General features: G+C 68.6%; 20 protein-coding genes and 1 pseudogene. 14 read left to right on the top strand and 7 right to left on the bottom strand.

The features are described from left to right. Positions 1 to 103: 103 nt before the first annotated feature. Positions 104 to 583, bottom strand: coding sequence for a universal stress protein (locus ACOQFS_RS05670; RefSeq protein ID WP_421561928.1), 480 nt, complete (start codon positions 581 to 583; stop codon positions 104 to 106). 129 nt (positions 584 to 712) lie between these two features. Between ACOQFS_RS05670 and tgt the strand changes: the two genes are divergently transcribed. From tgt to ACOQFS_RS05655, 3 genes are all read left to right on the top strand, one after another. Continuing rightward, entirely contained in the window at positions 713 to 1,885 is a 1,173-nt protein-coding gene (gene tgt / locus ACOQFS_RS05665) for a tRNA guanosine(34) transglycosylase Tgt (protein ID WP_421561927.1), read from the top strand. A gap of 76 nt (positions 1,886 to 1,961) precedes the next feature. Next, complete coding sequence (locus ACOQFS_RS05660; protein ID WP_421561926.1) at positions 1,962 to 2,525, top strand: LuxR C-terminal-related transcriptional regulator; 564 nt, start codon at positions 1,962 to 1,964, stop codon at positions 2,523 to 2,525. 241 nt (positions 2,526 to 2,766) lie between these two features. Further along, the gene (locus ACOQFS_RS05655) at positions 2,767 to 4,149 is read left to right on the top strand and encodes a diguanylate cyclase domain-containing protein (RefSeq protein WP_421561925.1); all 1,383 of its coding nucleotides are present in this window, start codon (positions 2,767 to 2,769) and stop codon (positions 4,147 to 4,149) included. A gap of 52 nt (positions 4,150 to 4,201) precedes the next feature. Here ACOQFS_RS05655 and ACOQFS_RS05650 read toward each other — a convergent pair whose 3' ends face one another. The 4 genes from ACOQFS_RS05650 to ACOQFS_RS05635 form a co-directional block, all read right to left on the bottom strand. Next, on the bottom strand, positions 4,202 to 5,269 hold the full coding sequence (locus tag ACOQFS_RS05650; protein WP_421561924.1) for a serine endopeptidase: 1,068 nt from the start codon (positions 5,267 to 5,269) through the stop codon (positions 4,202 to 4,204). Positions 5,270 to 5,408: 139 nt separating this feature from the next. Further along, a complete protein-coding gene (locus tag ACOQFS_RS05645; protein ID WP_421561931.1) occupies positions 5,409 to 6,209 on the bottom strand; it encodes a DUF2145 domain-containing protein in 801 nt (266 codons plus the stop codon). Positions 6,210 to 6,252: 43 nt separating this feature from the next. Beyond that, positions 6,253 to 6,711: a hypothetical protein gene (locus tag ACOQFS_RS05640; RefSeq protein WP_421561923.1), complete on the bottom strand. Its 459-nt coding sequence runs from the start codon at positions 6,709 to 6,711 to the stop codon at positions 6,253 to 6,255. A gap of 112 nt (positions 6,712 to 6,823) precedes the next feature. Next, positions 6,824 to 7,324 carry a YiaA/YiaB family inner membrane protein gene (locus ACOQFS_RS05635; protein WP_421561922.1) on the bottom strand — a complete coding sequence of 167 codons (501 nt, stop codon included), beginning with the start codon at positions 7,322 to 7,324 and terminating at the stop codon, positions 6,824 to 6,826. Between the two features lie 232 nt (positions 7,325 to 7,556). Between ACOQFS_RS05635 and ACOQFS_RS05630 the strand changes: the two genes are divergently transcribed. Together ACOQFS_RS05630 and ACOQFS_RS05625 are read left to right on the top strand one after the other, a co-directional pair. Continuing rightward, entirely contained in the window at positions 7,557 to 8,759 is a 1,203-nt protein-coding gene (locus ACOQFS_RS05630; RefSeq protein WP_421561921.1) for a saccharopine dehydrogenase family protein, read from the top strand. Between the two features lie 134 nt (positions 8,760 to 8,893). Continuing rightward, the gene (locus tag ACOQFS_RS05625) at positions 8,894 to 9,796 is read left to right on the top strand and encodes an EamA family transporter (protein WP_421561930.1); all 903 of its coding nucleotides are present in this window, start codon (positions 8,894 to 8,896) and stop codon (positions 9,794 to 9,796) included. An 18-nt stretch (positions 9,797 to 9,814) separates the two neighbouring features. Here the strand turns inward: ACOQFS_RS05625 and ACOQFS_RS05620 are convergent, their stop codons facing one another. After that, complete coding sequence (locus ACOQFS_RS05620; protein WP_421561920.1) at positions 9,815 to 10,330, bottom strand: Lrp/AsnC family transcriptional regulator; 516 nt, start codon at positions 10,328 to 10,330, stop codon at positions 9,815 to 9,817. 160 nt (positions 10,331 to 10,490) lie between these two features. On the opposite strand from ACOQFS_RS05620, the gene ACOQFS_RS05615 reads away from it, so the two are divergent. Both ACOQFS_RS05615 and ACOQFS_RS05610 read left to right on the top strand, forming a co-directional pair. Next, positions 10,491 to 11,507 (top strand): 1-aminocyclopropane-1-carboxylate deaminase, encoded by a 1,017-nt coding sequence (locus tag ACOQFS_RS05615; RefSeq protein WP_421561929.1) that lies wholly within the window; start codon positions 10,491 to 10,493, stop codon positions 11,505 to 11,507. Positions 11,508 to 11,627: 120 nt separating this feature from the next. After that, on the top strand, positions 11,628 to 12,626 hold the full coding sequence (locus ACOQFS_RS05610) for a Bug family tripartite tricarboxylate transporter substrate binding protein (RefSeq protein WP_421561919.1): 999 nt from the start codon (positions 11,628 to 11,630) through the stop codon (positions 12,624 to 12,626). A 15-nt stretch (positions 12,627 to 12,641) separates the two neighbouring features. Here the strand turns inward: ACOQFS_RS05610 and ACOQFS_RS05605 are convergent, their stop codons facing one another. Then, complete coding sequence (locus ACOQFS_RS05605) at positions 12,642 to 14,594, bottom strand: MFS transporter (protein WP_421561918.1); 1,953 nt, start codon at positions 14,592 to 14,594, stop codon at positions 12,642 to 12,644. 208 nt (positions 14,595 to 14,802) lie between these two features. Here ACOQFS_RS05605 and ACOQFS_RS05600 point away from each other — a divergent pair, with 208 nt between their 5' ends. The 7 genes and pseudogenes from ACOQFS_RS05600 to ACOQFS_RS05570 form a co-directional block, all read left to right on the top strand. After that, positions 14,803 to 16,665 (top strand): cation:proton antiporter, encoded by a 1,863-nt coding sequence (locus ACOQFS_RS05600; protein WP_421561917.1) that lies wholly within the window; start codon positions 14,803 to 14,805, stop codon positions 16,663 to 16,665. Beyond that, on the top strand, positions 16,658 to 17,533 hold the full coding sequence (locus ACOQFS_RS05595; protein ID WP_421561916.1) for a GGDEF domain-containing protein: 876 nt from the start codon (positions 16,658 to 16,660) through the stop codon (positions 17,531 to 17,533). Before ACOQFS_RS05600 ends, ACOQFS_RS05595 begins: the two co-directional genes overlap by 8 nt. 46 nt (positions 17,534 to 17,579) lie before the next feature. Next, entirely contained in the window at positions 17,580 to 18,311 is a 732-nt protein-coding gene (locus tag ACOQFS_RS05590) for a helix-turn-helix domain-containing protein (RefSeq protein WP_421561915.1), read from the top strand. A 214-nt stretch (positions 18,312 to 18,525) separates the two neighbouring features. Further along, on the top strand, positions 18,526 to 19,431 hold the full coding sequence (locus ACOQFS_RS05585; RefSeq protein ID WP_421561914.1) for a TetR family transcriptional regulator: 906 nt from the start codon (positions 18,526 to 18,528) through the stop codon (positions 19,429 to 19,431). Further along, a complete protein-coding gene (locus tag ACOQFS_RS05580) occupies positions 19,428 to 20,003 on the top strand; it encodes a DUF2867 domain-containing protein (protein ID WP_421561913.1) in 576 nt (191 codons plus the stop codon). Before ACOQFS_RS05585 ends, ACOQFS_RS05580 begins: the two co-directional genes overlap by 4 nt. Then, entirely contained in the window at positions 19,990 to 21,327 is a 1,338-nt protein-coding gene (locus ACOQFS_RS05575; RefSeq protein WP_421561912.1) for an ABC1 kinase family protein, read from the top strand. The genes ACOQFS_RS05580 and ACOQFS_RS05575 overlap by 14 nt, the downstream gene beginning before the upstream one ends. A gap of 27 nt (positions 21,328 to 21,354) precedes the next feature. Beyond that, positions 21,355 to 21,644: pseudogene (locus ACOQFS_RS05570) on the top strand (hypothetical protein); the annotation flags it as partial.

Raw genomic sequence — 21,644 nt, 5'->3', positions numbered from 1 at the left:
GCACGAGCCCATGCGGCGCATCCGAGGCATCCACTCATCCCGATGGCGCTCCAACGCGATCCCCTGCGAGATCGTAAACACGTTCTGAGGGGGAGCAGATGCATCAAGCCTCGGCGTCTTCGCCCCCGTCGCTGTCCACGCCCTCCGGTGCATCGGCATGCTTGACGATGGTCACGGGCACGGGGCTCGCGTGCGCCAGCTCCTGCGACACCGATCCCAGCAGCGCACTGCTGATGGCGCCCTGGCCCCGGGCGCCGATCACGACCATGTCGCAACCCGAGCGTTCGATCATGTCCACCAGGGTGTGCGCCACATCGCCCACGCCCACGTCGGTTTCGTAGGCCACGCCGGCCGCATCGAGCAAGGCGCGGGCCGAGGCCATGAGGTGGTCGCCGGCTTCCAGGCTCGCGGCCGCGATCAGGTTGGGGTCGCGGGTGGTCACCAGCTCGTACAGCGTGGCGGGCTCCTGCACGTTGGCCAGCACCACGCTGGCCTGAAGGCCCTGGCGCACCAGGGCCAGCGTGTGGTGCACACCATCCAGGGAGAGTTCGGAGCCGTCCACGGCAATGAGGATCTTGAGCATGCTGTTGTTCTCCTTGTAAATGCGTTGAGGACCTGTGCAAAGCCAGTGTAGCCATGGGCGCCGCGCTCTCCCACGCTTAACCTTGAGCCAGATCAGGGCAGGCGGAGCGTCTGGGACAATCGGCCCATCATGCTGCAGTTCGAACTCCTCAAGACCGACCCCACCAGTCACGCCCGCCGCGGCACGCTCACGCTGAACCACGGCGTGGTGCAGACCCCCATCTTCATGCCCGTGGGCACCTATGGCACCGTCAAGGGCGTGATGCCGCAGAGCCTGCACGACATGGGCGCGCAGATCATCCTGGGCAACACCTTTCACCTGTGGATGCGCCCCGGCCTCGACGTGATGCAGAGCTTTGGCGGCCTGCACGGCTTTGAAAAGTGGGACAAACCCATACTCACCGACTCGGGCGGGTTCCAGGTGTGGAGCCTGGGCGCCATGCGCAAGATCACCGAAGAAGGCGTGACGTTTGCGAGCCCCGTCAACGGCGACAAGCTCTTCATGTCGCCCGAGGTGAGCATGCAGATCCAGACCACGCTGAACTCCGACATCGTGATGCAGCTGGACGAGTGCACGCCCTACGAAACCAACGGCCACCTCACGACCGAGGCCGAGGCGCGCAAGAGCATGGAGATGAGCCGCCGCTGGGCCGCGAGGTCGAAGGCCGAATTCGAGCGCCTGGGCAACCCCAACGCGCTGTTCGGCATCGTGCAGGGCGGCATGTTCGAGAACCTGCGCCAGGAGTCGCTGGAGGCGCTGGTGGAGATGGACTTCCCCGGCTATGCCATCGGCGGCGTAAGCGTGGGCGAGCCCAAGGACGAGATGCTCGGCATCATGGCCCACACCCCCCACCGCCTGCCGGCCCACAAGCCGCGTTACCTGATGGGCGTGGGCACGCCCGAAGACCTGGTGCAGGGCGTGGCCGACGGCGTGGACATGTTCGATTGCGTGATGCCCACGCGCAATGCGCGCAACGGCACGCTGTTCACGCGCTACGGCGACCTCAAGATCCGCAACGCCCGCCACAAGACGGACCACCAGCCGCTCGACACCAGCTGCACCTGCCATGCCTGCGCGGGCAGCACGGGCGTGGCCTGGGACCAGGGCGGGCGGGGCGGCTTCAGCCGTGCCTACCTGCACCACCTGGACCGCTGCGGCGAAATGCTGGGCCCCATGCTGACCACGGTGCACAACCTGCACTACTACCTGAACCTGATGCGCGAGGTGCGCGAGGCGCTGGACGCCGGCACCTTCAGCCAGTTCCGCGCCCAGTTCAAGGCCGACCGGGCACGCGGGGTCTAGCGCAGGCAGCGGTGATTGCTCCCAATTTCATAGCTAAATACCCTTTACAGATAAGCGCTGAGGCCGAATTTTATTCATGAATTCGATGCACCCCCCACTGCACGAAGCCCTGGAGCTGGCCTTCAACCTGTCGCCCGTGGGCATGTGCGTGACGCGGGAGCGGGCCGTCGAAATCTGCAACCCCGCATTTGCCCAGATGTTCGGGTATGAGCAGGCGGACCTGCTGGGCCAGCCGCTGGCACCGCTGTACCCCTCGCTCGACGAATTCGCGCACACCGGCCAGCGGGGCCTGCCCGCCATGCAGGACACCGGTGGGTTCAGCGACGAGCGCATCATGCGCCGCCGCGACGGTGCGCTGTTCTGGTGCCACGTGGTGGGGCGCACGCTGGACCGCGCCGACCCATTTGCCCGCGCGGTGTGGATGTTCGAAGACATCTCCGCACGCCGCCCCGTGAACACGCCACTGACCGTGCGCGAGCGGGAGGTGGCCCAGCACATCGTGACCGGCGCCACCAGCAAGCAGATCGCGCGCCATTTGCAGATCAGCCACCGCACGGTGGAGGCCCACCGCGGCAGGCTGATGCGCAAGCTGGGCGCCACCACCACGGGCGAGCTGGTCGCCCTGCTGCTGGGCCGCTGAAGCCACCTCACCGGGAGCCTCACGGCGCACAGCCTCTCTGGCCAGCAGGGCCAATCCAGCCCGTTCTTCTTTCGACCTGACTGGTGAGCCTGCCCCGGCCACACCACGGCTGATGCAAATTGTCAACAAATGTGTTTTTTATCTAAGCCCTCTCGGTTGCAAAGGGTTGCACGCGATGACAATTGCTCTCAATTCCAAACCCAGCCCCCGCGCCCTCCACCCGCCTGACGGCCCGCCGCCCATGCACTCCTCCCTTGCGCTTCCCCGGCTGCCCGCGCGGCACTGGCTTTGGCTGGGCCTGGGAGGCATCGTCTTTGCCGCCTGCCTGGTAGGCATTTTTGCCCGGCCCATCGGCTTCCTGTCGGCATTTTGGCCGGCCAATGCCCTGCTGCTCGGGCTGCTGGTGCGCTACCCGGCGCTGGCCCGGCCAGCGGCCTGGGGGGCCGCCGCTGCGGGCTATGTGGCGGCAGACCTCGTCACCGGCAGCAGCTGGGGCATGGCGCTGTGGCTCAATGGCGCCAACCTGCTGGGCGTCACGGTGGGTTGGCTCATCCTGCGGCGGCTGAGCGAACCCGTGCTGCGGCTGCGGCGCACGGCCTCGGCAGGCCATCTGCTGCTGGCCGCGCTCGCCGCCAGCACGGCGGGTGCCCTGGCGGGCAGCGGGGCGGCGCCGGTGTACTTCAACACCCCCTGGACGGACCTGCTGTCGCTGTGGTTCAGCACCGAGCTGATGAACTACGTGCTGATCGTGCCCGTGGTGCTGGCCCTGCCCCGCGACGATGATCCGCCGTCGGCCGTGCACGGCGCACCGCTGTTCTGGCGCGTGGCGCCCCTGGGCTCGCTGCTGCTGGCCGAAGCCATTCGCGGCGTGGCCGGAGGGCCCGGCGTGCTGGCCTTTGCAGTGCCCGGCCTGCTGTGGTGCGCCTTGAGCTACAGCACCTTCGTGGCCTGCCTGCTGTCGCTGGTGGTGTGCCTGTGGACGATGGCCGGCGTGGCCATGGGCGTGCTCAACTTCACCCCTGCCCACGCCAGCGACGTGCTGTCGCTGCGTGTGGGGGTCACGCTGCTGGCCCTGGGGCCGCTGGCCGTGGCCTGCGCCAGCGCGGCCCGCGCCGAAACGCTGCGCGCCCTCGACCGCTCCACGCACCACGACGGCGTCACCGGCGCACTGTCCCGCCGCGCCTTTCTGCGTCACGGGCAGCGCCTGCTCGCACGCTACGGGCGCGAAACCTCGGGCGTGGCCGTGCTGATGCTGGACGCCGACCCGGTGCAGGAGGTGCATGCACAGCATGGCGCCGCCACCCGCGACCAGCTGCTGGTGGCCATCGCCCAGGCATTGGGCACCGCCTTGCGCCCTCAGGACGCCTTCGGCCGCCTGGGCGGCGAAACGTTTGGCGCCGTGCTGCCCGACGTGTCCCAGGCCGAAGCCCACGCCATCGCCGAACACCTGCGCACCGCCGTCGCCCGGCACGCCGTCGCCCACACGCCCCTGGGAGAGCCCCTACGCGCCACGGTCAGCATCGGCCTGGTGCACAGCGCGTCGATGGGCGGCGAGGCCGATATCGACACCCTGCTGCTGGCCGCCGACGCGGCGCTGTACCGCGCCCGGATGGAGCCGAGCTGAGGCGGTCTGGGCCGACCTGGGCCGCCCCGACCCCGATCACGATCTCGACCTTTCAGCCTTCTCGCGCCAGCCGCACGCCAGCTCCGGGCTCCTCCCCGGTGCCGCAGGCGTGGCAAAACCGCGCAAAAGCGCTCTTGCGCGTGCTGCAGGCGCCGCAGTGGTCGAACAGGCCGATGCCGCAGTGCGGGCAGAAGTCGATCTTCTCGTTCTTCAGGTCTACCGGCCGTTCGCAACCGGGGCACACGCTCTTGGCCAGGCGGGCCAGGGCCACGTCGTAGCTCAGCTCCTTGCGGCGCTCTTGGTCGGGCAGGGTTTCGGCCAGCTTCTGGCGCTCCAGGTAACGGTTGAGCGCCAGGATGGCGTAGCGCCCCACCAGCGCGGTGACGGCGATGCCGACCACATAGCGCACATAGCCGCCGTAGCTGGGCAGGTAAGGCACCAGCTCGACAAAGAACGCAAACAGCGCGAAGAAGATGAAGCCCCACACAAACGGCCACCAGGTGCCCTTGCGCTTTTTGACAAACAGCCATCCCGCAATGGCCAGCAGCGGCAGGGTGAGCGCCAGGCGGTACAGGAATACCCGCAGCTCGACCTTGCGCTGCTCGGCGCGCATGCGTACGTAGCCGTCCGATTCCATCTGGTTCAGTTGCCGCGCCGCAGCCGCGGCCGCCTGGCGCGCATCGAGTGCGGCTTGCTGCTGCTGCTCCACGGCCTGCTGGGCCTTGCGTTCGTTGATGCGCAGGGCGTCCAGCCCCTGGTTGCGCGCCACCACCTCGGGGTCGTGCTCGGCGCGCTGGGTGACGCTGCGCGTGGCCAGCCAGCTGTTGAAGCTGTCGCGTGCGGTGCGGCTTTCGCTCTGCGCCTTGCTGCGCTGCAGCTGCGCCTGCTCCAGCGCGGTCTGCGCGTCCTGTTCGGACTGGCGCGCGGTGCGCACCTGATGGCGCAGGGCTTCGGCGGCCGGCTTGTCCAGAAAGTCGTCCAGCTGCAGGCGGCTTTCCACCTTGGGCAGGTCTCCGACGATGGTGCCGCCCAGGCCGATCAGAAAGCCCGCAAACACCAGCGCCACCAGCCACAGGCCGCGCCGGAACCATTTTTCTGACAGGCGCAGGGATTTGCTCATGGTTCTCTCCTCCTTCTTTTGCCGCCCACGCCGCAGCAGGGAAACGGGGGAACGTGGGAACGTGGGAACGACGACAGGAATAACTACAAAATTGATAGCTTTCAGCGCTTTACCAGCAAGCGCTGAGGGTCATTTTCATTCAATTTTTCAGCGACAACACCACAGCAGGTGACGCCAGCTGGGCCTGCTGCAGCCAAGCCAGCACCGAGTCCACCGTCACGGTCTCGATGCGGTCAGAAAAGCGCTTGTCGCTGGGGTGGTCGTCGAACGCGATATTGGCCGAGCCCACCCGCCCACCCATGCGCGTGAGCGGCCCGAGCTTGAGCGTGGTGGGCGTGTAGCCCTTGAACTGCAGCCACGCCTGGGCCTGCTCGCGCGTGCGCACGGTGGCGGGCTCCATGGCCAGGGCCAGGGTCTCCAGCGCCCACTGGTTGGACTGCTGGTATTTGCGCCCCCAGGCATAGCTGACCATGCTGTAGGCTGGCTGCTGCAGGGTGCGGGTGCGGCCCGCGTCCTGCAGCACGGCCAGCAGGCGCTGCTGCACCTCGGGCGTGGGCACGGCGTATACGGCCTCGTAACGCCACAGGTCGTCCAGAAAGAACTCGCCCAGGCCCTGACGGTACAAATGACCCACGGCCGTGCCGCACTCGTTGAGCTTGTGCGCCACGCGCCACGGGCCTTCGGCCGTCTTGTAGGCCCAGCCCAGGTGCGAGTAGCGCAGGCCGTACTTCGACAGGTCCTGCCCCGCGCGGGCCAGCACCACCACCTGGGTGCCGGTGCGCGCGTGTTCGGCATCGAGTGCGGCGGCGGTCTGCGCGGCGAGGTTCATGCCGCGCTCGATGATCTGGGGCGTGGACTTCTTCGCTTCGCACGATCGCCCGGCATGCGCCTGCGTGGCGGCCAGCATTGCCACGCCTGCGAACGCGCCCGCTGCGACCATGCGCCAGCCCCGCCTTGTGGTTGAAAACATCACGGTGGGCCCCTTACAGACGCTCGTTGTGCAGCAGCGCGCGGCCCATGGCGTTGGGGATGAACGCGATCGCCTCGCCCGCCACCGACAACACCACACCCGTGCCGATCACGCTGCAGGTGACCACCGTGCCCACGCCGTGCGCCGAGGCGCCCAGGCCACGGCCCGCCACCTGCACGCTGACCTGCGCGCCGTCGGATGCGCGCTCCAGCAGATAGACGGTGCCCACTGCGGACGCTTCCACGGCCTTCACGGAGAGCACCGCTCCCCCCACAGACAAAGCCGCCGGAACCGCCACCACGGCGCCTGCCGCCGTGGATGCAACGGCTGCCGTCCCCACGACCGAAGCCACCGGCAGCAGCGACAGCGCGGCCGAGGCCTCGCTCTGCGCACGGGCCGGCGTGGCAGCTGCCGCACACAGCAGGCCGGCAGCCAGGGCCAGCCCCAAAATCTTCGAAAAATGTGTCTTCATGGTTTTTCACTCCTCTCGATAGCGTGCCGCTTGCTCACCCTGCGGCACCGGTTGATTCACTCAATGCAAACCCGCGAGCATCCGCCATCGCGGTCGGGCAGACGCTGCAAACTCAAAGCGGGTTGTTACCAGGCGTTGCGGCGTTGGCAGCCGCCTCGCGGCGGCCTTGCAGGCGGGCCTCGGCCAAATCGGCCTCGTGGCGGTCGCGCAGCATCTTGGCCAGCGTGAAGGCGGTGGTGATCAGGTACAGCCAGCTCACCCCCAGAAACGCCTTGTAGGTCACGTTGATCTCCATGCCCAGCAAGCCCCAGCCGGTCAGGCCCATGGCCACCGCGAAGCCGCCCCACACCACCAGCTTCCACATCGGCGTGTCGCCGCTGCGGGTGCTGCGGCTGCCAGAGGGTGCGTTGTCGCGCACAAACTTGGCCAGCACGAAGGCGGCCGACAGGCAGAACACATAGCCCATCACCATGAACGCCTGCTCCAGCTGCGCACCCGGCAGCCAGGCCAGGCCCACGGCGCACAGAAACACGGCAATGCCGAACGAAATCCACACCTGCAGCTGCCAGGCACGGGTATCGCGCTGAACGATGTGGGGGGCGGGATGGGACATGGGAATCGGGTGGCCACGGGGCCGTTATTGAACACGGAGCGCATGGTGCCCCCGCTCGGGCGCCTCGCCCCCGCCCAAATGCGCCAGTCGCGGCCGTGCGGCTGCCGGGTATCGGAAAACGATACTTTCACGGGACCGAAGGCGCGCGTGGGCGACAGCCTGGCACCGGCGGGTCTCCCACAATGGCAGGCACACCCCTTCCCGAGACACCGAGCACGGAGACAACCCCGCCATGAACACGCCCGCCGCAAACACCCCCAAGACCTATGACCTTGTCGTCCACGGCGCCACCGGCTTCACCGGCCGCCTGGTGGTCGAATACCTGCTGCAGCGCTACCCCGCCGGCAGCGGCCTGCGCTGGGCCATGGGCGGGCGCAACGCCGACAAGCTGGCCGCCGTGCGCGACGAAGTGGGCGCACCGGCCGACACCCCTCTGGTGGTGACCGACACCGGCAACCCCGCCAGCCTGCAGGCCCTGATGGACGCCACGCGCCTGGTGCTGACCACGGTGGGGCCGTACCAGCTGTACGGCAACGAGCTGGTGGCCGCGTGCGCCAGGAACGGCGTGGACTATGTGGACCTGTGCGGCGAACCCGCCTGGATGCGCCAGATGATCGACGCGCACGAAGCCGCCGCCAAAGCCAGCGGCGCGCGCATCGTGTTCTCGTGCGGGTTCGACTCCATTCCGTTCGATTTGGGAGTGTTCCTGCTGCAAAAGGAGTTCCGCCACCGTTTTGGCCACCCCGCCCCGCGCGTGCGCGGCCGGGTGCGCAAGATGAAGGGCACCTTCTCGGGCGGCACGGCCGCCAGCCTGAAGGCCACGATGGCGGCAGCCGCCAGCACGCCTGCCGTCATGGATCTGCTCAAGAACCCTTTTTCGCTCACGCCGGGGTTTGAGGGCCCGCCCCAGCCCACGGGCCACAAGCCCATGGTGGACGAGGCCCTGGGCGAAGGCGTCTGGGTGGCGCCCTTCGTGATGGCGGCCATCAACACGCGCAACGTGCACCGCTCCAACTTGCTGCTGCAGCACGCCTATGGCAGCGACTTCGTGTACGACGAAATGCTGATCACCGGCAAAGGCGAAAAGGGCGAAGCCATGGCCAACGCGGTGGCGGGCGACAAGTCGCTGGGTTCTGACAAAGGCCCCAAGCCGGGCGAAGGCCCCTCGCGCGAGGAACGCGACGCGGGCTTCTACGATGTGCTCTTCCTGGGCACGGACGACAGCGGCAACACGCTGCGCGTGGGCGTCACGGGCGACCGCGACCCGGGCTACGGCTCCACCTCCAAGATGATCACCGAGGCCGCCGTGTGCCTGCTGCAGGAGGCCCCGGACACAGCCGGTGGCATCTGGACCCCGGCACCCGCCATGGGCGACGCGCTGATCGCGCGGCTGCAGGCGAATGCGGGGCTGACGTTTGCGGTGGAAGCCGGCTGACCCTGGCCCGGCGCGTCTCTTTTTGACCGGTCGCGGGCCGGAACCGGGGCAGAAGGGCGGCGGCAGCCAGCGGACAATGCAGGGCCGCCCTGCCCCGCACCCCGCCCGCTGTACCGCATCCCATGAACCACCCCCTGCGCCCCCGCGACCTCGCCCTGGCCCTGCTCGTCATCGTGGTCTGGGGCCTCAATTTCGCCGTCATCAAGGTGGGCGTCAGCGGCATGCCGCCCCTGCTGCTGGGGGCACTGCGCTACCTGCTCGCAGCGTTTCCGGCGCTGCTGTTCGTCAAGCCGCCCAAGGTGCCCCTGCGGCTGTACCTGCTGTATGGCATGACCATGGCCGTGGGGCAGTTTGCACTGCTGTTCACGGCCATCCACATCGGCATGCCGTCGGGCCTGGCCTCGCTGGTGCTGCAGTCGCAGTCGTTCTTCACGCTGCTGCTGGCGGCGTGGTGGCTGCGCGAAAAATGGCAGGGCAACCAGGTGGCGGGCCTGGCGCTGGCGGGCTGCGGGCTGGTGCTGATCGGCAGCGCGCACGGGGCCTCGATGCCGCTGGCGGGCTTTGCACTCACGGTGGCGGCTGCGGCCCTGTGGGGCTGCGGCAACATCGTCACGCGCGCCGTGGGGCGCCATGGGCCCATGAACCAGTTTGCCTTCATCGTCTGGTCCAGCGTGGTGGCGCCGCTGCCGTTCCTGGCGCTGTCGCTGTGGCTGGACGGACCCGCCACCGTGTGGGCCGCACTGCAGCACCTGTCGCTGCCCTCCCTGGCGGCCGTGGCCTATATCGCCTGGATCTCGACCCTGCTGGGCTTTGGGCTGTGGACTGTCCTGATGTCGCGCTACCCCGTGAACCGCGTCGCGCCCTTCACGCTGCTGGTGCCGGTGGTGGGGCTGACCACGGGCTGGGTGGTGTTTGGCGAGCAGTTGCTGCCCGTGCACTTTGCAGGCGCGGGGCTGCTGATGGCCGGGCTGGTGGTCAACGTGTTTGGCGGGCCTGCCTGGACGGCCATGATGGGGCGGTTGCGCGGCGCCCAGTGACCGGATCGAGGCAGACCGCTACACCGCCAGCGGCAGCTCGGTGGTCGACAGCACGTTGCGCAGCACCATGAACGAGCGCACCTGGCGCACGCCGGGCAGGTAGAGCAGCTGCTCGGCGTGCAGGCGGTTGAAGCTGTCGTTGTCGCGCGTGCGCACGAGCATGAAGTAGTCGAACTCGCCGGTGACCACATGGCATTCCATGCAGCCGGACACCTTGGCCGCCGCCTTCTCGAACTCGGCGAACGACTCGGGCGTGGAGCGGTCCAGCACCACGCCAATCATCACCAGCATGCCCGCGCCCACGGCCTGGGGGTTGAGCAGCGCCACCACCTGGCCGATGAGCCCCAGGCGCTTGAGGCGCTCCACCCGGCGCAGGCAGGCGGGCGGGCTCAGGTGCACCTTCTCGGCCAAGGCCACGTTGGACAGCGAGGCATCGCGCTGCAGCTGCCGCAGGATGACCCGGTCGATGCGGTCCAGCTCGGCCGAGACATCGGCCTGCGGCACATTCTGGGTACGAACTTTTGTTGCGCACATAAATGATTCAGAGAAATATTTATGACATCCATTGTCTTTCATCAAACTCAAACGCCGAAATTCCGACCATTTTTGCAACCACTTGATGCGCGTGTTTTCCTACGATGAAGGCACGGCAAGCCGCGTGCTTGCGCCCTTCTTCATCGACCGGAACACCGCCATGAACCTGCAGAAATTTGCCCGCCACCCGCTCACCTTCGGCCCCTCGCCGATCACGCCCCTGAACCGTCTGTCGGCCCACCTCGGCGGCAAGGTGCACCTGTATGCCAAGCGCGAGGACTGCAACTCGGGCCTTGCGTTTGGCGGCAACAAGACACGCAAGCTCGAATACCTGATCCCCGAAGCCATCGCAGGCGGCTACGACACGCTGGTGTCGATTGGCGGCATCCAGTCCAACCAGACGCGCCAAGTGGCTGCGGTGGCGGCCCACCTAGGCATGAAGTGCGTGCTGGTGCAGGAGAACTGGGTCAACTACTCCGACGCGGTGTACGACCGCGTGGGCAACATCGAGATGAGCCGCATCATGGGCGCCGACGTGCGCCTGGACGCTGCAGGCTTTGACATCGGCATCCGTCCCAGCTGGGAGCAGGCCATGGAAGACGTGAAGAAAGCGGGCGGCAAACCCTTCCCCATTCCCGCCGGCTGCTCCGAGCACCCCTACGGCGGCCTGGGCTTTGTGGGCTTTGCCGAAGAGGTGCGCCAGCAGGAGAAGGAGCTGGGCTTCCAGTTCGACTACATCGTCGTGTGCTCGGTCACGGGCAGCACGCAGGCCGGCATGGTGGTGGGCTTTGCGGCCGACGGCCGGGCGCGCAAGGTGATCGGCATTGATGCCTCGGCCAAACCCGCGCAGACCCATGCGCAGATCCTGCGCATCGCGCAGAACACCGCCCAGCTGGTGGAGCTGGGCCAGGACATCACGGCCGAGGACGTGGTGCTGGACACGCGCTACGGCGGCCCCGAGTACGGCCTGCCGAGCGAAGGCACGCTCGAAGCCATCCGCCTGTGCGCGCGCCAGGAAGGCATGCTCACCGACCCGGTGTACGAAGGCAAGTCCATGCACGGCATGATCGACATGGTGCGCAAGGGCGAATTCCCCGAAGGCTCCCGCGTGCTGTATGCGCACCTGGGAGGGGTGCCGGCGTTGAACGCCTACAGCTTTCTTTTTCGCAACGGCTGATGCGTCCGGCGAGCAGCACCGGCTGGCACAGCTGGCCGGGCTGTCGTTGATCTGAAAGGGCCCTGGCCGCCAGGCGGTGCCCGCCCATTCCCGCCCGTTCCCCCCATCCAAGGAGTCCCCATGAAGTGCTTGCAGCTTGTCAAACGGCGTCGCGTGGTCCTGGTCGCGGCAACCCTCGCGGGGATGGGACTTGGCCAGTTGCAGCCGGCCCACGCCGACGGCTATCCCGCCAAGCCGGTGCAGCTTGTCGTGCCCTTCCCCCCGGGGGGCGCCGTGGACATCGTGGGCCGGACGATCAGCAAGAAGCTGGGCGACCGCCTGGGACAGCCCATCGTGGTCGAGAACAAGGCGGGCGCGGGCACCGTGGTGGGCGCGGCCTATGTGGCCAATGCGCCTGCGGATGGCTACACGCTGCTGATCAGCTCCGGATCCACCTTCACCGTGAACCCAGCGTTGAACGCCAAGCTGCCCTACGACCCCGTCAAGAGCTACGAGCCCATCGGCCGGGTCGCCCGTGTGCCCCTGATCCTGCTGGCCCACCGCGATGTGCCAGTCAACAACCTCCGGCAACTGATCACCGCCGTGCAGCGCGCGCCCGACAAGTTCTCCTACGGCTCGTTCGGCAACGGCACGACAGGGCATTTCGCGGCCGAGCTGGCCTGGTCGGCGACGGGCATCAAGCTGCTGCACGTGCCCTACCGGGGCAGCGCCCCCGCCATGGCCGACCTGATGGGCGGGCAAATCCCCTTCACCATCGACACCGTGGCGGCAGCCTTGCCGCAGCTCAAGGCGGGCAAGATCAAGGCCATTGCCGTCACAGGCGCCACGCGGGCCACACGGCTGCCTGACGTGCCCACGGTGGCGGAAAGCGGCTTCCCAGGGTTCTCGGCCGACTCCTGGCTGGCCGTGGTGGCGCCGCGCGGCTTGCCTGCCGAGGCCAAGGCCAAGCTGCACAAGGCGCTGGCCGACACCCTGGCAGACGGGGAGATCCGCAACAAGCTCATCGCCGCAGGGCTGGAGCCGTCTTACGCCACGGGCGATGCCGTGGTCACGCAGATCGAAGACGAGTTGCCGCGCATGCGTGCGATTGCCCAGCGCGCGCAGATCCGGGCGGACTGAACCCCACCGGGGGCGTCAAGCCGCCAGCAGCTTCTGCACCCGCTCGCGCAGCAGCGTGGGCTGCACCTCGGCCGGGGCCACGGCGGTGCCCACGTTGAGCCCCACGCGGCTGAACATGCCGCGGCGGAAGGGGCGCACCATGGCGCCGCCCTTTTCAATGCGGCTGAAGTATGAACCCCACAGGTTTGTCAGCGCCATCGGGATCACCGGGGCCTCGATGCCCTCGGCCCGGGCACGGTCGATGATCTTCATGATGCCGCCCTTGAACTCCTGCAGTTGCCCGTCCCGGGTGATGCCGCCTTCGGGGAAGATCGCCAGCAGGTCGCCCTCGCGCAGCACCTGCGTGGCGCGCTCGAAGGCGGCTTCATAGGTGGCAGGGTCTTCCTTGTAGGGTGCGATGGGAATGGCCTTGGCCAGACGGAACAGCCAGCCCAGCACCGGCACGCGGAAGATGCGGTGGTCCATCACGAAGTAGATGGGGCGCGGGCTGGCAGCCATGAGCAGCACGGCATCGACAAAGCTCACGTGGTTGCAGGCGAGGATGGCCGCGCCCTGCGCGGGCAGATTCTCGTCGCCCTGCACCTTGAAGCGGTACACGAAACGCGACGACATCCATGCCACGAAGCGCAGCAGGTACTCGGGCACCAGCAGGAAGATGTAGAACGCCACCACCGCGTTGGCGATGCCGGTGAACAGGAAGATCTGCGGCACCGTGAACCCGGCCGCCAGCAGCGCGCCCGCCAGCAGCGAGCTGGCGATCATGAACAGCGCGTTCAGGATGTTGTTGGCCGCAATGATGCGCGCGCGGTGCGTGGGCTGGCTGCGCATCTGGATCAGTGCATACATGGGCACGCTGTACAGGCCCGCAAACAGGCTGAGCAGGCCCAGGTCCAGCATCACGCGCCAGTGCGCGCTCTGGTCCAGAAAGGCCGACACGCCCATCATCTCGGCGGGCGGCAGGGCGCGCGTGGCGAAGTACAGGTCGATGGAGAACACGCTCATGCCGATGGCCCCGAGCGGTACCAGACCGATCTCCACATGGCGGCGCGAGAGCACCTCGCACAGCAGCGAGCCGATGCCGATGCCCACCGAGAACACCACCAGCAGCAGCGACGCCACCTGCTCGTTGCCGTGCAGCACGTCCTTGGCGAGGCTGGGGAACTGGCTCAGGAACACCGCGCCGAAGAACCACATCCAGCTGATGCCCAGCAGCGAGCGGAACACCACGATGTTCTCGTGCGCGAGTTTCAGGTTGCGCCTGGTTTCGGTGAAGGGGTTCCAGTTGATGGTGAGCCCCGGGTCGGTGCTGGGCACGGTGGGGATGTACTCGGCCGCGATGCGCCCCAGGATGGCCATGCCCACGCACGCAAAGCCCACGTGGTGCGCGCCGATCTCGGGCACGGCGATGATCAGCCCGCCCGCCACGTTGCCCAGCAGAATGGCCACAAAGGTGCCCATCTCGACCATGCCGTTGCCGCCCGTCAGCTCGCGCTCGCTGAGCACCTGGGGCATGTAGGCGAACTTGACCGGGCCGAACACCGTGGACTGCAGCCCCATGAGGAACACGCAGGCCAGCAGCACCGCCACGTTGGCGCTGAAGAAGCCCCAGGCCGCCAGCACCATGATGCCGATCTCCAGCCGCTTCAGAAAACGGATCAGGCGCTTCTTGTCGTACTTGTCGGCCAGCTGGCCGCTGGTGGCCGAGAACAGCACGAAGGGCAGGATGAACACGGCCCCGATCACCAGCCCCGCGAGGTCGGACGGCAGCCAGGACACGCGGAGCTGGTAGGTCACCATCACGGTGAGCGCAAACTTGAACAGGTTGTCATTGGCCGCGCCGGAGAACTGCGTCCAGAAGAAGGGCGCGAAGCGCCGCTGGCGCAGCAGCGCGAACTGGTTGGGGTCGTGCGCCTCGGCGGGCGGCTGCAAGCGCTGGGTGCTGGAGGGCAGGGACGGATCCACAGACATGCATTGCTCCTGGGTGGGTGCGGGGGCCGCGATGCGCCCGGCGGGCGCCGCCTTGAGATTGTGCAAGGCACGCCATTGTGCAAAAGCAACGGTCAGTGCCCGCGAAAAGCTACCATGGGCCCTTGCGCGATGCCGCCGGTACCACGGCGTGCTACCGCGCCGCCGGATCCCCTTGTCGCGCAACCCTTCTGCAGAAAGTCCTCGCCCCATGCACATGGCCACGGTTCTCTTGTTGATTCTTTCGGCCGGCCTGGCCAGCCAGTGGCTGGCCGCCCAGATCCGGCTGCCCGCCATCGTGGTGCTCATTGCGTCGGGCCTGCTGCTGGGCCCGGTCACCGGCGTGATCGAGTTGAGCTTTCCGCCCGAGGAGCTGACCGAGCTGATCGGACTGGGCGTGGCCATCATCCTGTTCGAGGGGGGCATGGACCTCAAGGCCAGCGAGTTCCGCCGTGTGGGCCGGGGCATCGGGCGGCTCACGGTGCTGGCACCGCCCATCGCCTGGCTGCTGGGCGGCCTGGCGGCCCACTATGTGGCGGGCCTGAGCTGGCCGGTGTCATGGGTTCTGGGCGCCATTCTGGTCGTCACCGGGCCCACGGTGATCCTGCCGCTGCTGCGCCAGGCCCGGCTGAACAAGGATTCGGCCTCGCTGCTGAAGTGGGAAGGCATCGTGAACGACCCCATCGGCGTGCTGCTGGCCGTGCTGACCTTCCAGTATTTCACGCTGGCCGGCGGCGGATGGGAGCGCACGGTGACGGGCATCGGCGGCGCCATCGGTGCGGCCGTGGTGTTTGGCGGGCTGTGGGGCTGGGCCACGGGCTGGCTGTACCGGCGCGGCTCGATCCCCGTGCACCTGAAGGCGCCCATGCTGATGGTGCTGGTGCTGGTGAGCTACTGGGCCAGCAACCGCATCCAGCATGAGGCGGGCTTGCTGAGCGTGACCGTGATGGGCCTCGTGATCGGCAACATGCAGCTGGTGGAGCGCGAGTCCCTGCGCCACTTCAAGGAGAACCTGACGGTGGTGCTGCTGTCGGTGCTTTTCATCGTGATTCCTTCGCAGCTGGAATTCAGCCAGCTGGGCCAGCTGGACTGGCGGGTGGCCGCCTTCGTGCTGGCGGTGCTGTTCGTGGTGCGCCCGCTGTCCATCGGGCTGGCCACGGTGGGCTCGCCCATGCGCACCGAAGACCGCGTGCTGCTGGCCTGGATCGCACCGCGCGGCATCGTGGCCGCCGCGTCGGCGGGCATCTTCGGCCCCGCGCTGGTCGCTGCGGGCTACCCGGACGCCGAGCGGCTGCTGCCCATCGTGTTCGTCATCATCATCGCCACCGTGCTGGCCCACGGGCTGACACTGGGCCGCCTGGCCCGCGGCCTGGGCCTGGCCGCCGGGGCCGAGAACGGGCTGCTGATCGTGGGCGCGTCGCGCTGGTCGCTGGCCCTGGCGCGCGCACTGCGCAAGCTCAAGATCGACGTGGTGGTGGCCGATGGCTCCTACGAGCGGCTCAAGCCGATCCGCATGGACGGCATCGACGTGTTCTATGGCGAGATCCTGTCGGACCACGCCCACCACGCGCTCGACAGCGAACACCTCAGCCACCTGCTGTGTGCCACCGACAACGACTACTACAACGCCCTGGCGTGCCGGGCGCAGGGTGCCGAGTTCGGCCACCACCGCACCTTCCAGCTGCCCACGCACCAGGAAGCGACCGGAGGCCGCCAGCGGCTGCCGCTGCAGCAGCGCGGCTACAGCGCATTCAGCCATGCGGCCACGTTCGAGCAGCTGCACCAGTGGCTCGACGAGGGCTGGACCATGCAAAGCTCCCGGCTCACCGAGGCGTTCGACTACAAGCAGCTGCAGGCGCGCCTGGGCACGCCGGGCGAGCAATGGCAGCTCATCGGCGGCGTCTCGCCGCGCGGCAGCTTCTGGCTGTCCACCAACGAAAAGTCCTTCCGCCCCGAAAGCGGCTGGGTGGTGCTCTACTTCGCCCCCGAGAACGCCGCGCGCGAGTTTCCGGCCGCCGTGCAGCCCACCCCCTTGACCGAACCAGCGCCCCTGGCGCCCGCACACCATGGATGAGCTCATCGCCACCCGCCTGGATGCCGCCGAACTGGAGCGGTTTCTCGAATCCCTGCGCCGCGCCGTGCAGATGCAGCGCAAGGCGTTCCTCAACGCGCTGCAGCGCGCCCGGTTCCCGCAGGACGACGTGCTGCCCTATCCCGGCGCAGAGCTCGAAGGCGCCACCGACCTGCGGACCTGGCTCGACGTGCCGGCCCCCGAGGCACTGACGCAGCACAAGGCCTACCAGCGGCTGATGCACGCGCAGGACCAGGTGCTGCGCCACATGCAGGCCATGGCGCCTGCGGGCGCCGACCCGCTGAGCTTCGCGGCCCTGCTGCGCCAGGCGCAACAGCTGTGGCAGCAAGCCGACCGGCTCATCGTGGGGGTCACCTCGTCCATGGCCGATGTGGACGAACTCACGGGCCTGCCCAACCGCCGCGCCATGGAGCGCGACCTGGGCGCGGCCCTGGACGAGGCCCGCGCCACGGGGCGCGGGTTCACGCTGGCCATGGTGGACGTGGACCACTTCAAGCGCGTCAATGACGAGCTCGGCCACCCCTTTGGCGACGTGGTGCTGGAGACCCTGGCGGCACGCTTTGACGAAGCGGTGCGCGCCCGCGACCGCGTCTACCGCTATGGCGGCGAAGAGTTTCTGGTGTGGATGCCCGACACCGCGCTGCCCGAAGCGCTGCAGGTGCTGGAGCGGCTGCGCGCCGAGGCCAGCGCGCAGGACATCGGGGACGGCAGCACCCAGGTGCGCGTCACCGTGTCCGCCGGTGCCACCGCCGTGGACCCTGGCGAGGCCCTCACCGCCGCCGTGGAGCGGGCCGACCAGGCCCTGTACCGCGCCAAGAACGCCGGGCGCGACCGGGTCGAAAGTCTGTAGTGTCCCAGCACTGCAATCCCTGCGCCCCACCCTCCTCGCACTGTCCATGAGCACCACCGCCGACCTCGTTGCCGCCCTGAAGAAGGAACTCAAGCACGCGCAGATGACCTACGCCGACCTGGCGCTGGCGCTGGGCATGGCCGAGTCCAGCGTGAAGCGCATGCTGGCCAAGGGCGACATGCCCCTGTCGCGCATCGACGCGATCTGCCGCGCGCTGGCGTTGGACTTTGCCGACCTGGCCCGGCGCGTGGCCGACGCGCAGCCCTTGCTCAAGGAGCTGAGCCACGAGCAGGAAAAGGCCGTGGTGGGCGACAAGCGGCTGCTGCTGATGGCGATCTGCGTGCTGAGCCAGTGGACGCTGGAGCAGGTGACGGCTACCTATCGCATGACCGAGGCCGAGGGCATCAAGTACCTGGCGCAGCTCGATCGCATCGGCATCATCGAGCTGCGGCCCCTCAACCGCTACCGCCTCAAGCTGGCCAAGACCTTCCGCTGGCGCCCGCACGGCCCGGTGATGAACTACTTCCGCGAGCATGCGCTGCTCGACTACTTCGCCGGTGGCTTCGACGGCACGGGCGAAGGCGTGCTGCTGGTGCACGGCAACATCAGCCGCGCCCTGGCGCCCGCCTTCATGGAACGCATGCAGCGCGTGGCGCAGGACTTTGCGCAGCAGCATCTGGCCGACCAGAAGCTGCCCGAGCGCGAGCGCGAGGGCTACACCCTGCTGCTGGCCCTGCGCAGCTGGGAGTTCGAAGCGTTCGGGCAGATGCGCCGCTGACGCTTTATTTTTGATAGCAGCAAGCGCTTGATGGATAAGCGCTTGGCGCCAAAAACAACCAAAAAATCTTTACCCACCCGCTGTCGGGCGCTGCGGCGGCACGCACGCACGCACGCACGCACTCGCTTGCTTGCTTGCTTGCTTGCTTGCTTGACGCATTTAACGGAAACGACTATTCTTTAAATTAACTTTTTAACCAATTTAAAGAAAGCAAATGAAAACCACCCGCGAACAGCAGGACGCCACCCGCCGCCAGATCGTGGCCAGCGCGGTGGACCTCATGACCCGCCAGGGGTTTGACGGCACGACGATGAAGGACATCGCACGGGCTGCAGGCATTGGCGACGCCACGATCTACAAATACTTCCCCACCAAGGACCGCATCGTGGTGGGCTACCTGGACGGCGCGGTGCAGCAGGCGCTGGACGACACCCTGCAGACGCCGGGCTTCGACGGCTATGCGCTGCAGGAAAAGCTGCAGCGGCTGACAGACGCCGTGCTGGAGCGCCTGTTGGCCGACCGCGAATTTGTGGCGCAGGTGCGGGGGCTGGCGCAGCGCTCTCCGCTGTCGATGCTGGCCGAGCCCCTGGCCGCGCGCCAGCGCCTGCGCGAGGCGGTGGCTGGCTTTCTGGCGTCGGCCGAGGCCAGCGGCGAGATCGAGCCCTGCGACTTCAAGGGCGCGGCGGGCAGCCTTTATACCGACTACCTGGCCGGCGTGGTCACGTACTGGCTGGGCGACACGTCGGACGGGTTTGCCGACACCACGCAGCTGGTGGACCTGTCGCTGGGCGTGCTGGTGCAGACGCTGCGCAGCGGCCTGGTCAACCGCGTGCTGCAGCTGGGCGGCTTTGTGCTGCGCAGCCAGATGGCGCGCATGGCGCAGCACCGCAGCGGGCTGCTGGGGCTGCTGCAGCTGGCGCGGCACAGCCTGGGCGCCGAGCCCGTCTCACCGCGCGGCGCAGCGGCAGCAGCGCCGGATGCGGCCGCGCCGCCGCCCTCACCGCCGCGCGCGTCCGGCCGGCGCGCCGCACGCGCTGCAAGCTCCGAAAGCGCCACACCGGCGCCCGGCCGCACTTCCACCCGAGCCTCCACCCGCACGTCCCGCAAGGCTGCCCCATGAACACCCCCCTGCCCCTGTCGCAACGCGCGGTGCGCGCCGTCCAGGTGCCGCCGGGCACCGCCATCCATGCCACCCTGCCCGGCGCCCATTTCTTTGACGCCTACGAAGTCGCCGACCACCACCCCGCGCGCTCGGCCCTTCAGGCGTGGCTGGACGTGGCCGACCGCACCCCGGCCTGGACGCGCGCGCTCATGTTCGTGCGCAACAAGGCCGTGCGCCTGGTGGGCCTGAAGGACCTGGGCCAGCTGAGCGACGGCCACCTGCCCGCCAGCCGCCGCGCGCTGCGCGATGCGCGCAGCTACCAGGTGGGCGACCGCGTGGGCATCTTCCGCATCCGGCACCTGAGCGATAGCGAGGTGGTGATGGGCCAGGACGACAAGCACCTGGACGTGCAGGTGTCCATCTGCAAGCAGCCCTCCCCGGCGGCGGGCGCCGCCCCCACGGTCGTGCTGAGCACGGTGGTGCACATCCACAACACGCTGGGCCATGCGTACATGGCGGTCATCACGCCGATCCACCGCGTGATTGCGCGGGGCACGGCGCAGCGCCTGGCAGAGCATGGCCAAGGCTGAGGCCCCGCGCACCGGCAAGCTGGCGCGCAGCGCCATCACCGGGCTGGCGGCGGCACGCATCGGCGTTGCCGAGCTCACGCACCGCGCGCGCAGGCCATCGGCGCAGGCGCAGGCCGAGCACGAGGCGGCGCTGGGCCGCATCCTGTTTGGCGCGCTGGGGCAGCTGCGCGGCTCGGCGCTCAAGGTGTCGCAGCTGCTCAGCATGCATCCGCAGCTGCTGCCCGAGGGCGTGCGGCGCGAGCTGGCCCGCGCCCACCACCAGGCCCCGCCGCTCAACCGCGCGCTGGTGGGCCGGGTGTTTCGCCAGGCGTTCGGACAGGAGCCCGAGGCGCTGTTCGAGCAGTTCGAGCCCGCCGCATTTGCCGCCGCCAGCCTGGGCCAGGTGCACCGCGCACAGCTCGCGGGCCACGGCATGGTGGCCGTCAAAGTGCAATACCCCGGTATCGCCGCCACCATCGCCAGCGACTTGCAGCTGATGCGCACCACCTTGCGCGCCCTGGCGCACACCGACCTGCCCCTGCCCGCCGGCCCGGTGGTCGACGGCGTGCTGGCCGAGATCGAAGCCACGCTGCTGCGCGAGGTGGACTACTTGCAGGAGGCCGAGCAGCTGCAGTGGTTTGCGCAGCACGCGGCCCGGCCGGGCATTGCGATGGCGCGGCCCGTCCTGTCGCACACGCGGGCCCAGGTGCTCACGCAGCTGCTGCTGCCCGGGCTGCCCCTGCAGGCCTGGCTGGCCACGGGGCCCACCCAGGCGCAGCGCGATCAGGCGGGGCAGCACCTGTGGGACTGGTTCATGCACTGCGCCTTTGACCTGGGCCGCATCCACGCCGACCCGCACCCGGGCAACTTCGTGTTCGCGCCCGACGGCACGGTGGGCGTGCTCGACTTTGGCTGCACGCGCAGCCTCTCGCCCGCCTTCCGGCAGCACGTGGCACAGGCCTGGTCGGCCCTGCTGCAGCCGGCGGGCGCCCCCGGGCGCGACGCCGAGGTGCTGCAGGCCTACCAGGCCCTGGGCCTGGCCAGCGCCGACGTGGGCCTGCCGACCTATGCGGCCGAGGTGGCCCCTGCACTCGCGCAGGCGCAGGCCTGGCAGGTCGAGCCCTTCACGCAGGCGGTGTTCGACTTTGCCGCCAAGACCCCGCCGCCGCTCACCCCGCCCGCGCACCAGCGCGTGCTGGGCCGCCATCTGCAGCAGGTGCCCGGCGAGATGCCGGCGTTCGAACGCATGTGGATGGGGCTGATGCACCTGCTCACGCAGTTGGGCGCGCAGGTGCGCACCACGTCGCCCTGGGTGCGGGGGCCACAAGCGCCCTTGGTTCAATGAAAGGAAGACATCGCCATGGAAACAGGCATGAACACATCGCTGCTGCTGGCCGCCGCAGGGCTGGCCCTGGTGGGGCTCGCGCACTCGGTGCTGGGAGAGATCCTGGTGTTTCGCCAGTTGCGCCGCACGCGCGGCCTGGTGCCCACGGCCGGGCAGCCGGTGCTGCGCGAGCGGCAGGTGCGCATTTTGTGGGGCACGTGGCACGTGGTCGCGCTGCCGGGAGTCTGCGCGGCAGAAGGAGCATCGGCTGCAACGCGCGATAAACCGGTCTCGCGCGGTACGACCGCCTGCGCCCAGGGCGCCACCCTGGGCTGGTC

The sequence above is a fragment of the Paracidovorax sp. MALMAid1276 genome (assembly GCF_049198005.1).
Lineage (GTDB): Bacteria > Pseudomonadota > Gammaproteobacteria > Burkholderiales > Burkholderiaceae_C > Acidovorax.
This window is presented reverse-complemented; position numbering and strand designations above follow the sequence as displayed.

Bases quoted from the DNA above. Each gene is read 5' to 3' on its own strand.
- ACOQFS_RS05670 (WP_421561928.1), bottom strand. From the start codon at position 583: ATGCTCAAGATCCTCATTGCCGTGGACGGCTCCGAACTCTCCCTGGAT.
- tgt (WP_421561927.1), top strand. From the start codon at position 713: ATGCTGCAGTTCGAACTCCTCAAGACCGACCCCACCAGTCACGCCCGC.
- ACOQFS_RS05660 (WP_421561926.1), top strand. From the start codon at position 1,962: ATGAATTCGATGCACCCCCCACTGCACGAAGCCCTGGAGCTGGCCTTC.
- ACOQFS_RS05655 (WP_421561925.1), top strand. From the start codon at position 2,767: ATGCACTCCTCCCTTGCGCTTCCCCGGCTGCCCGCGCGGCACTGGCTT.
- ACOQFS_RS05650 (WP_421561924.1), bottom strand. From the start codon at position 5,269: ATGAGCAAATCCCTGCGCCTGTCAGAAAAATGGTTCCGGCGCGGCCTG.
- ACOQFS_RS05645 (WP_421561931.1), bottom strand. From the start codon at position 6,209: ATGGTCGCAGCGGGCGCGTTCGCAGGCGTGGCAATGCTGGCCGCCACG.
- ACOQFS_RS05640 (WP_421561923.1), bottom strand. From the start codon at position 6,711: ATGAAGACACATTTTTCGAAGATTTTGGGGCTGGCCCTGGCTGCCGGC.
- ACOQFS_RS05635 (WP_421561922.1), bottom strand. From the start codon at position 7,324: ATGTCCCATCCCGCCCCCCACATCGTTCAGCGCGATACCCGTGCCTGG.
- ACOQFS_RS05630 (WP_421561921.1), top strand. From the start codon at position 7,557: ATGAACACGCCCGCCGCAAACACCCCCAAGACCTATGACCTTGTCGTC.
- ACOQFS_RS05620 (WP_421561920.1), bottom strand. From the start codon at position 10,330: ATGTGCGCAACAAAAGTTCGTACCCAGAATGTGCCGCAGGCCGATGTC.
- ACOQFS_RS05615 (WP_421561929.1), top strand. From the start codon at position 10,491: ATGAACCTGCAGAAATTTGCCCGCCACCCGCTCACCTTCGGCCCCTCG.
- ACOQFS_RS05610 (WP_421561919.1), top strand. From the start codon at position 11,628: ATGAAGTGCTTGCAGCTTGTCAAACGGCGTCGCGTGGTCCTGGTCGCG.
- ACOQFS_RS05605 (WP_421561918.1), bottom strand. From the start codon at position 14,594: ATGTCTGTGGATCCGTCCCTGCCCTCCAGCACCCAGCGCTTGCAGCCG.
- ACOQFS_RS05600 (WP_421561917.1), top strand. From the start codon at position 14,803: ATGCACATGGCCACGGTTCTCTTGTTGATTCTTTCGGCCGGCCTGGCC.
- ACOQFS_RS05595 (WP_421561916.1), top strand. From the start codon at position 16,658: ATGGATGAGCTCATCGCCACCCGCCTGGATGCCGCCGAACTGGAGCGG.
- ACOQFS_RS05590 (WP_421561915.1), top strand. From the start codon at position 17,580: ATGAGCACCACCGCCGACCTCGTTGCCGCCCTGAAGAAGGAACTCAAG.
- ACOQFS_RS05585 (WP_421561914.1), top strand. From the start codon at position 18,526: ATGAAAACCACCCGCGAACAGCAGGACGCCACCCGCCGCCAGATCGTG.
- ACOQFS_RS05580 (WP_421561913.1), top strand. From the start codon at position 19,428: ATGAACACCCCCCTGCCCCTGTCGCAACGCGCGGTGCGCGCCGTCCAG.
- ACOQFS_RS05575 (WP_421561912.1), top strand. From the start codon at position 19,990: ATGGCCAAGGCTGAGGCCCCGCGCACCGGCAAGCTGGCGCGCAGCGCC.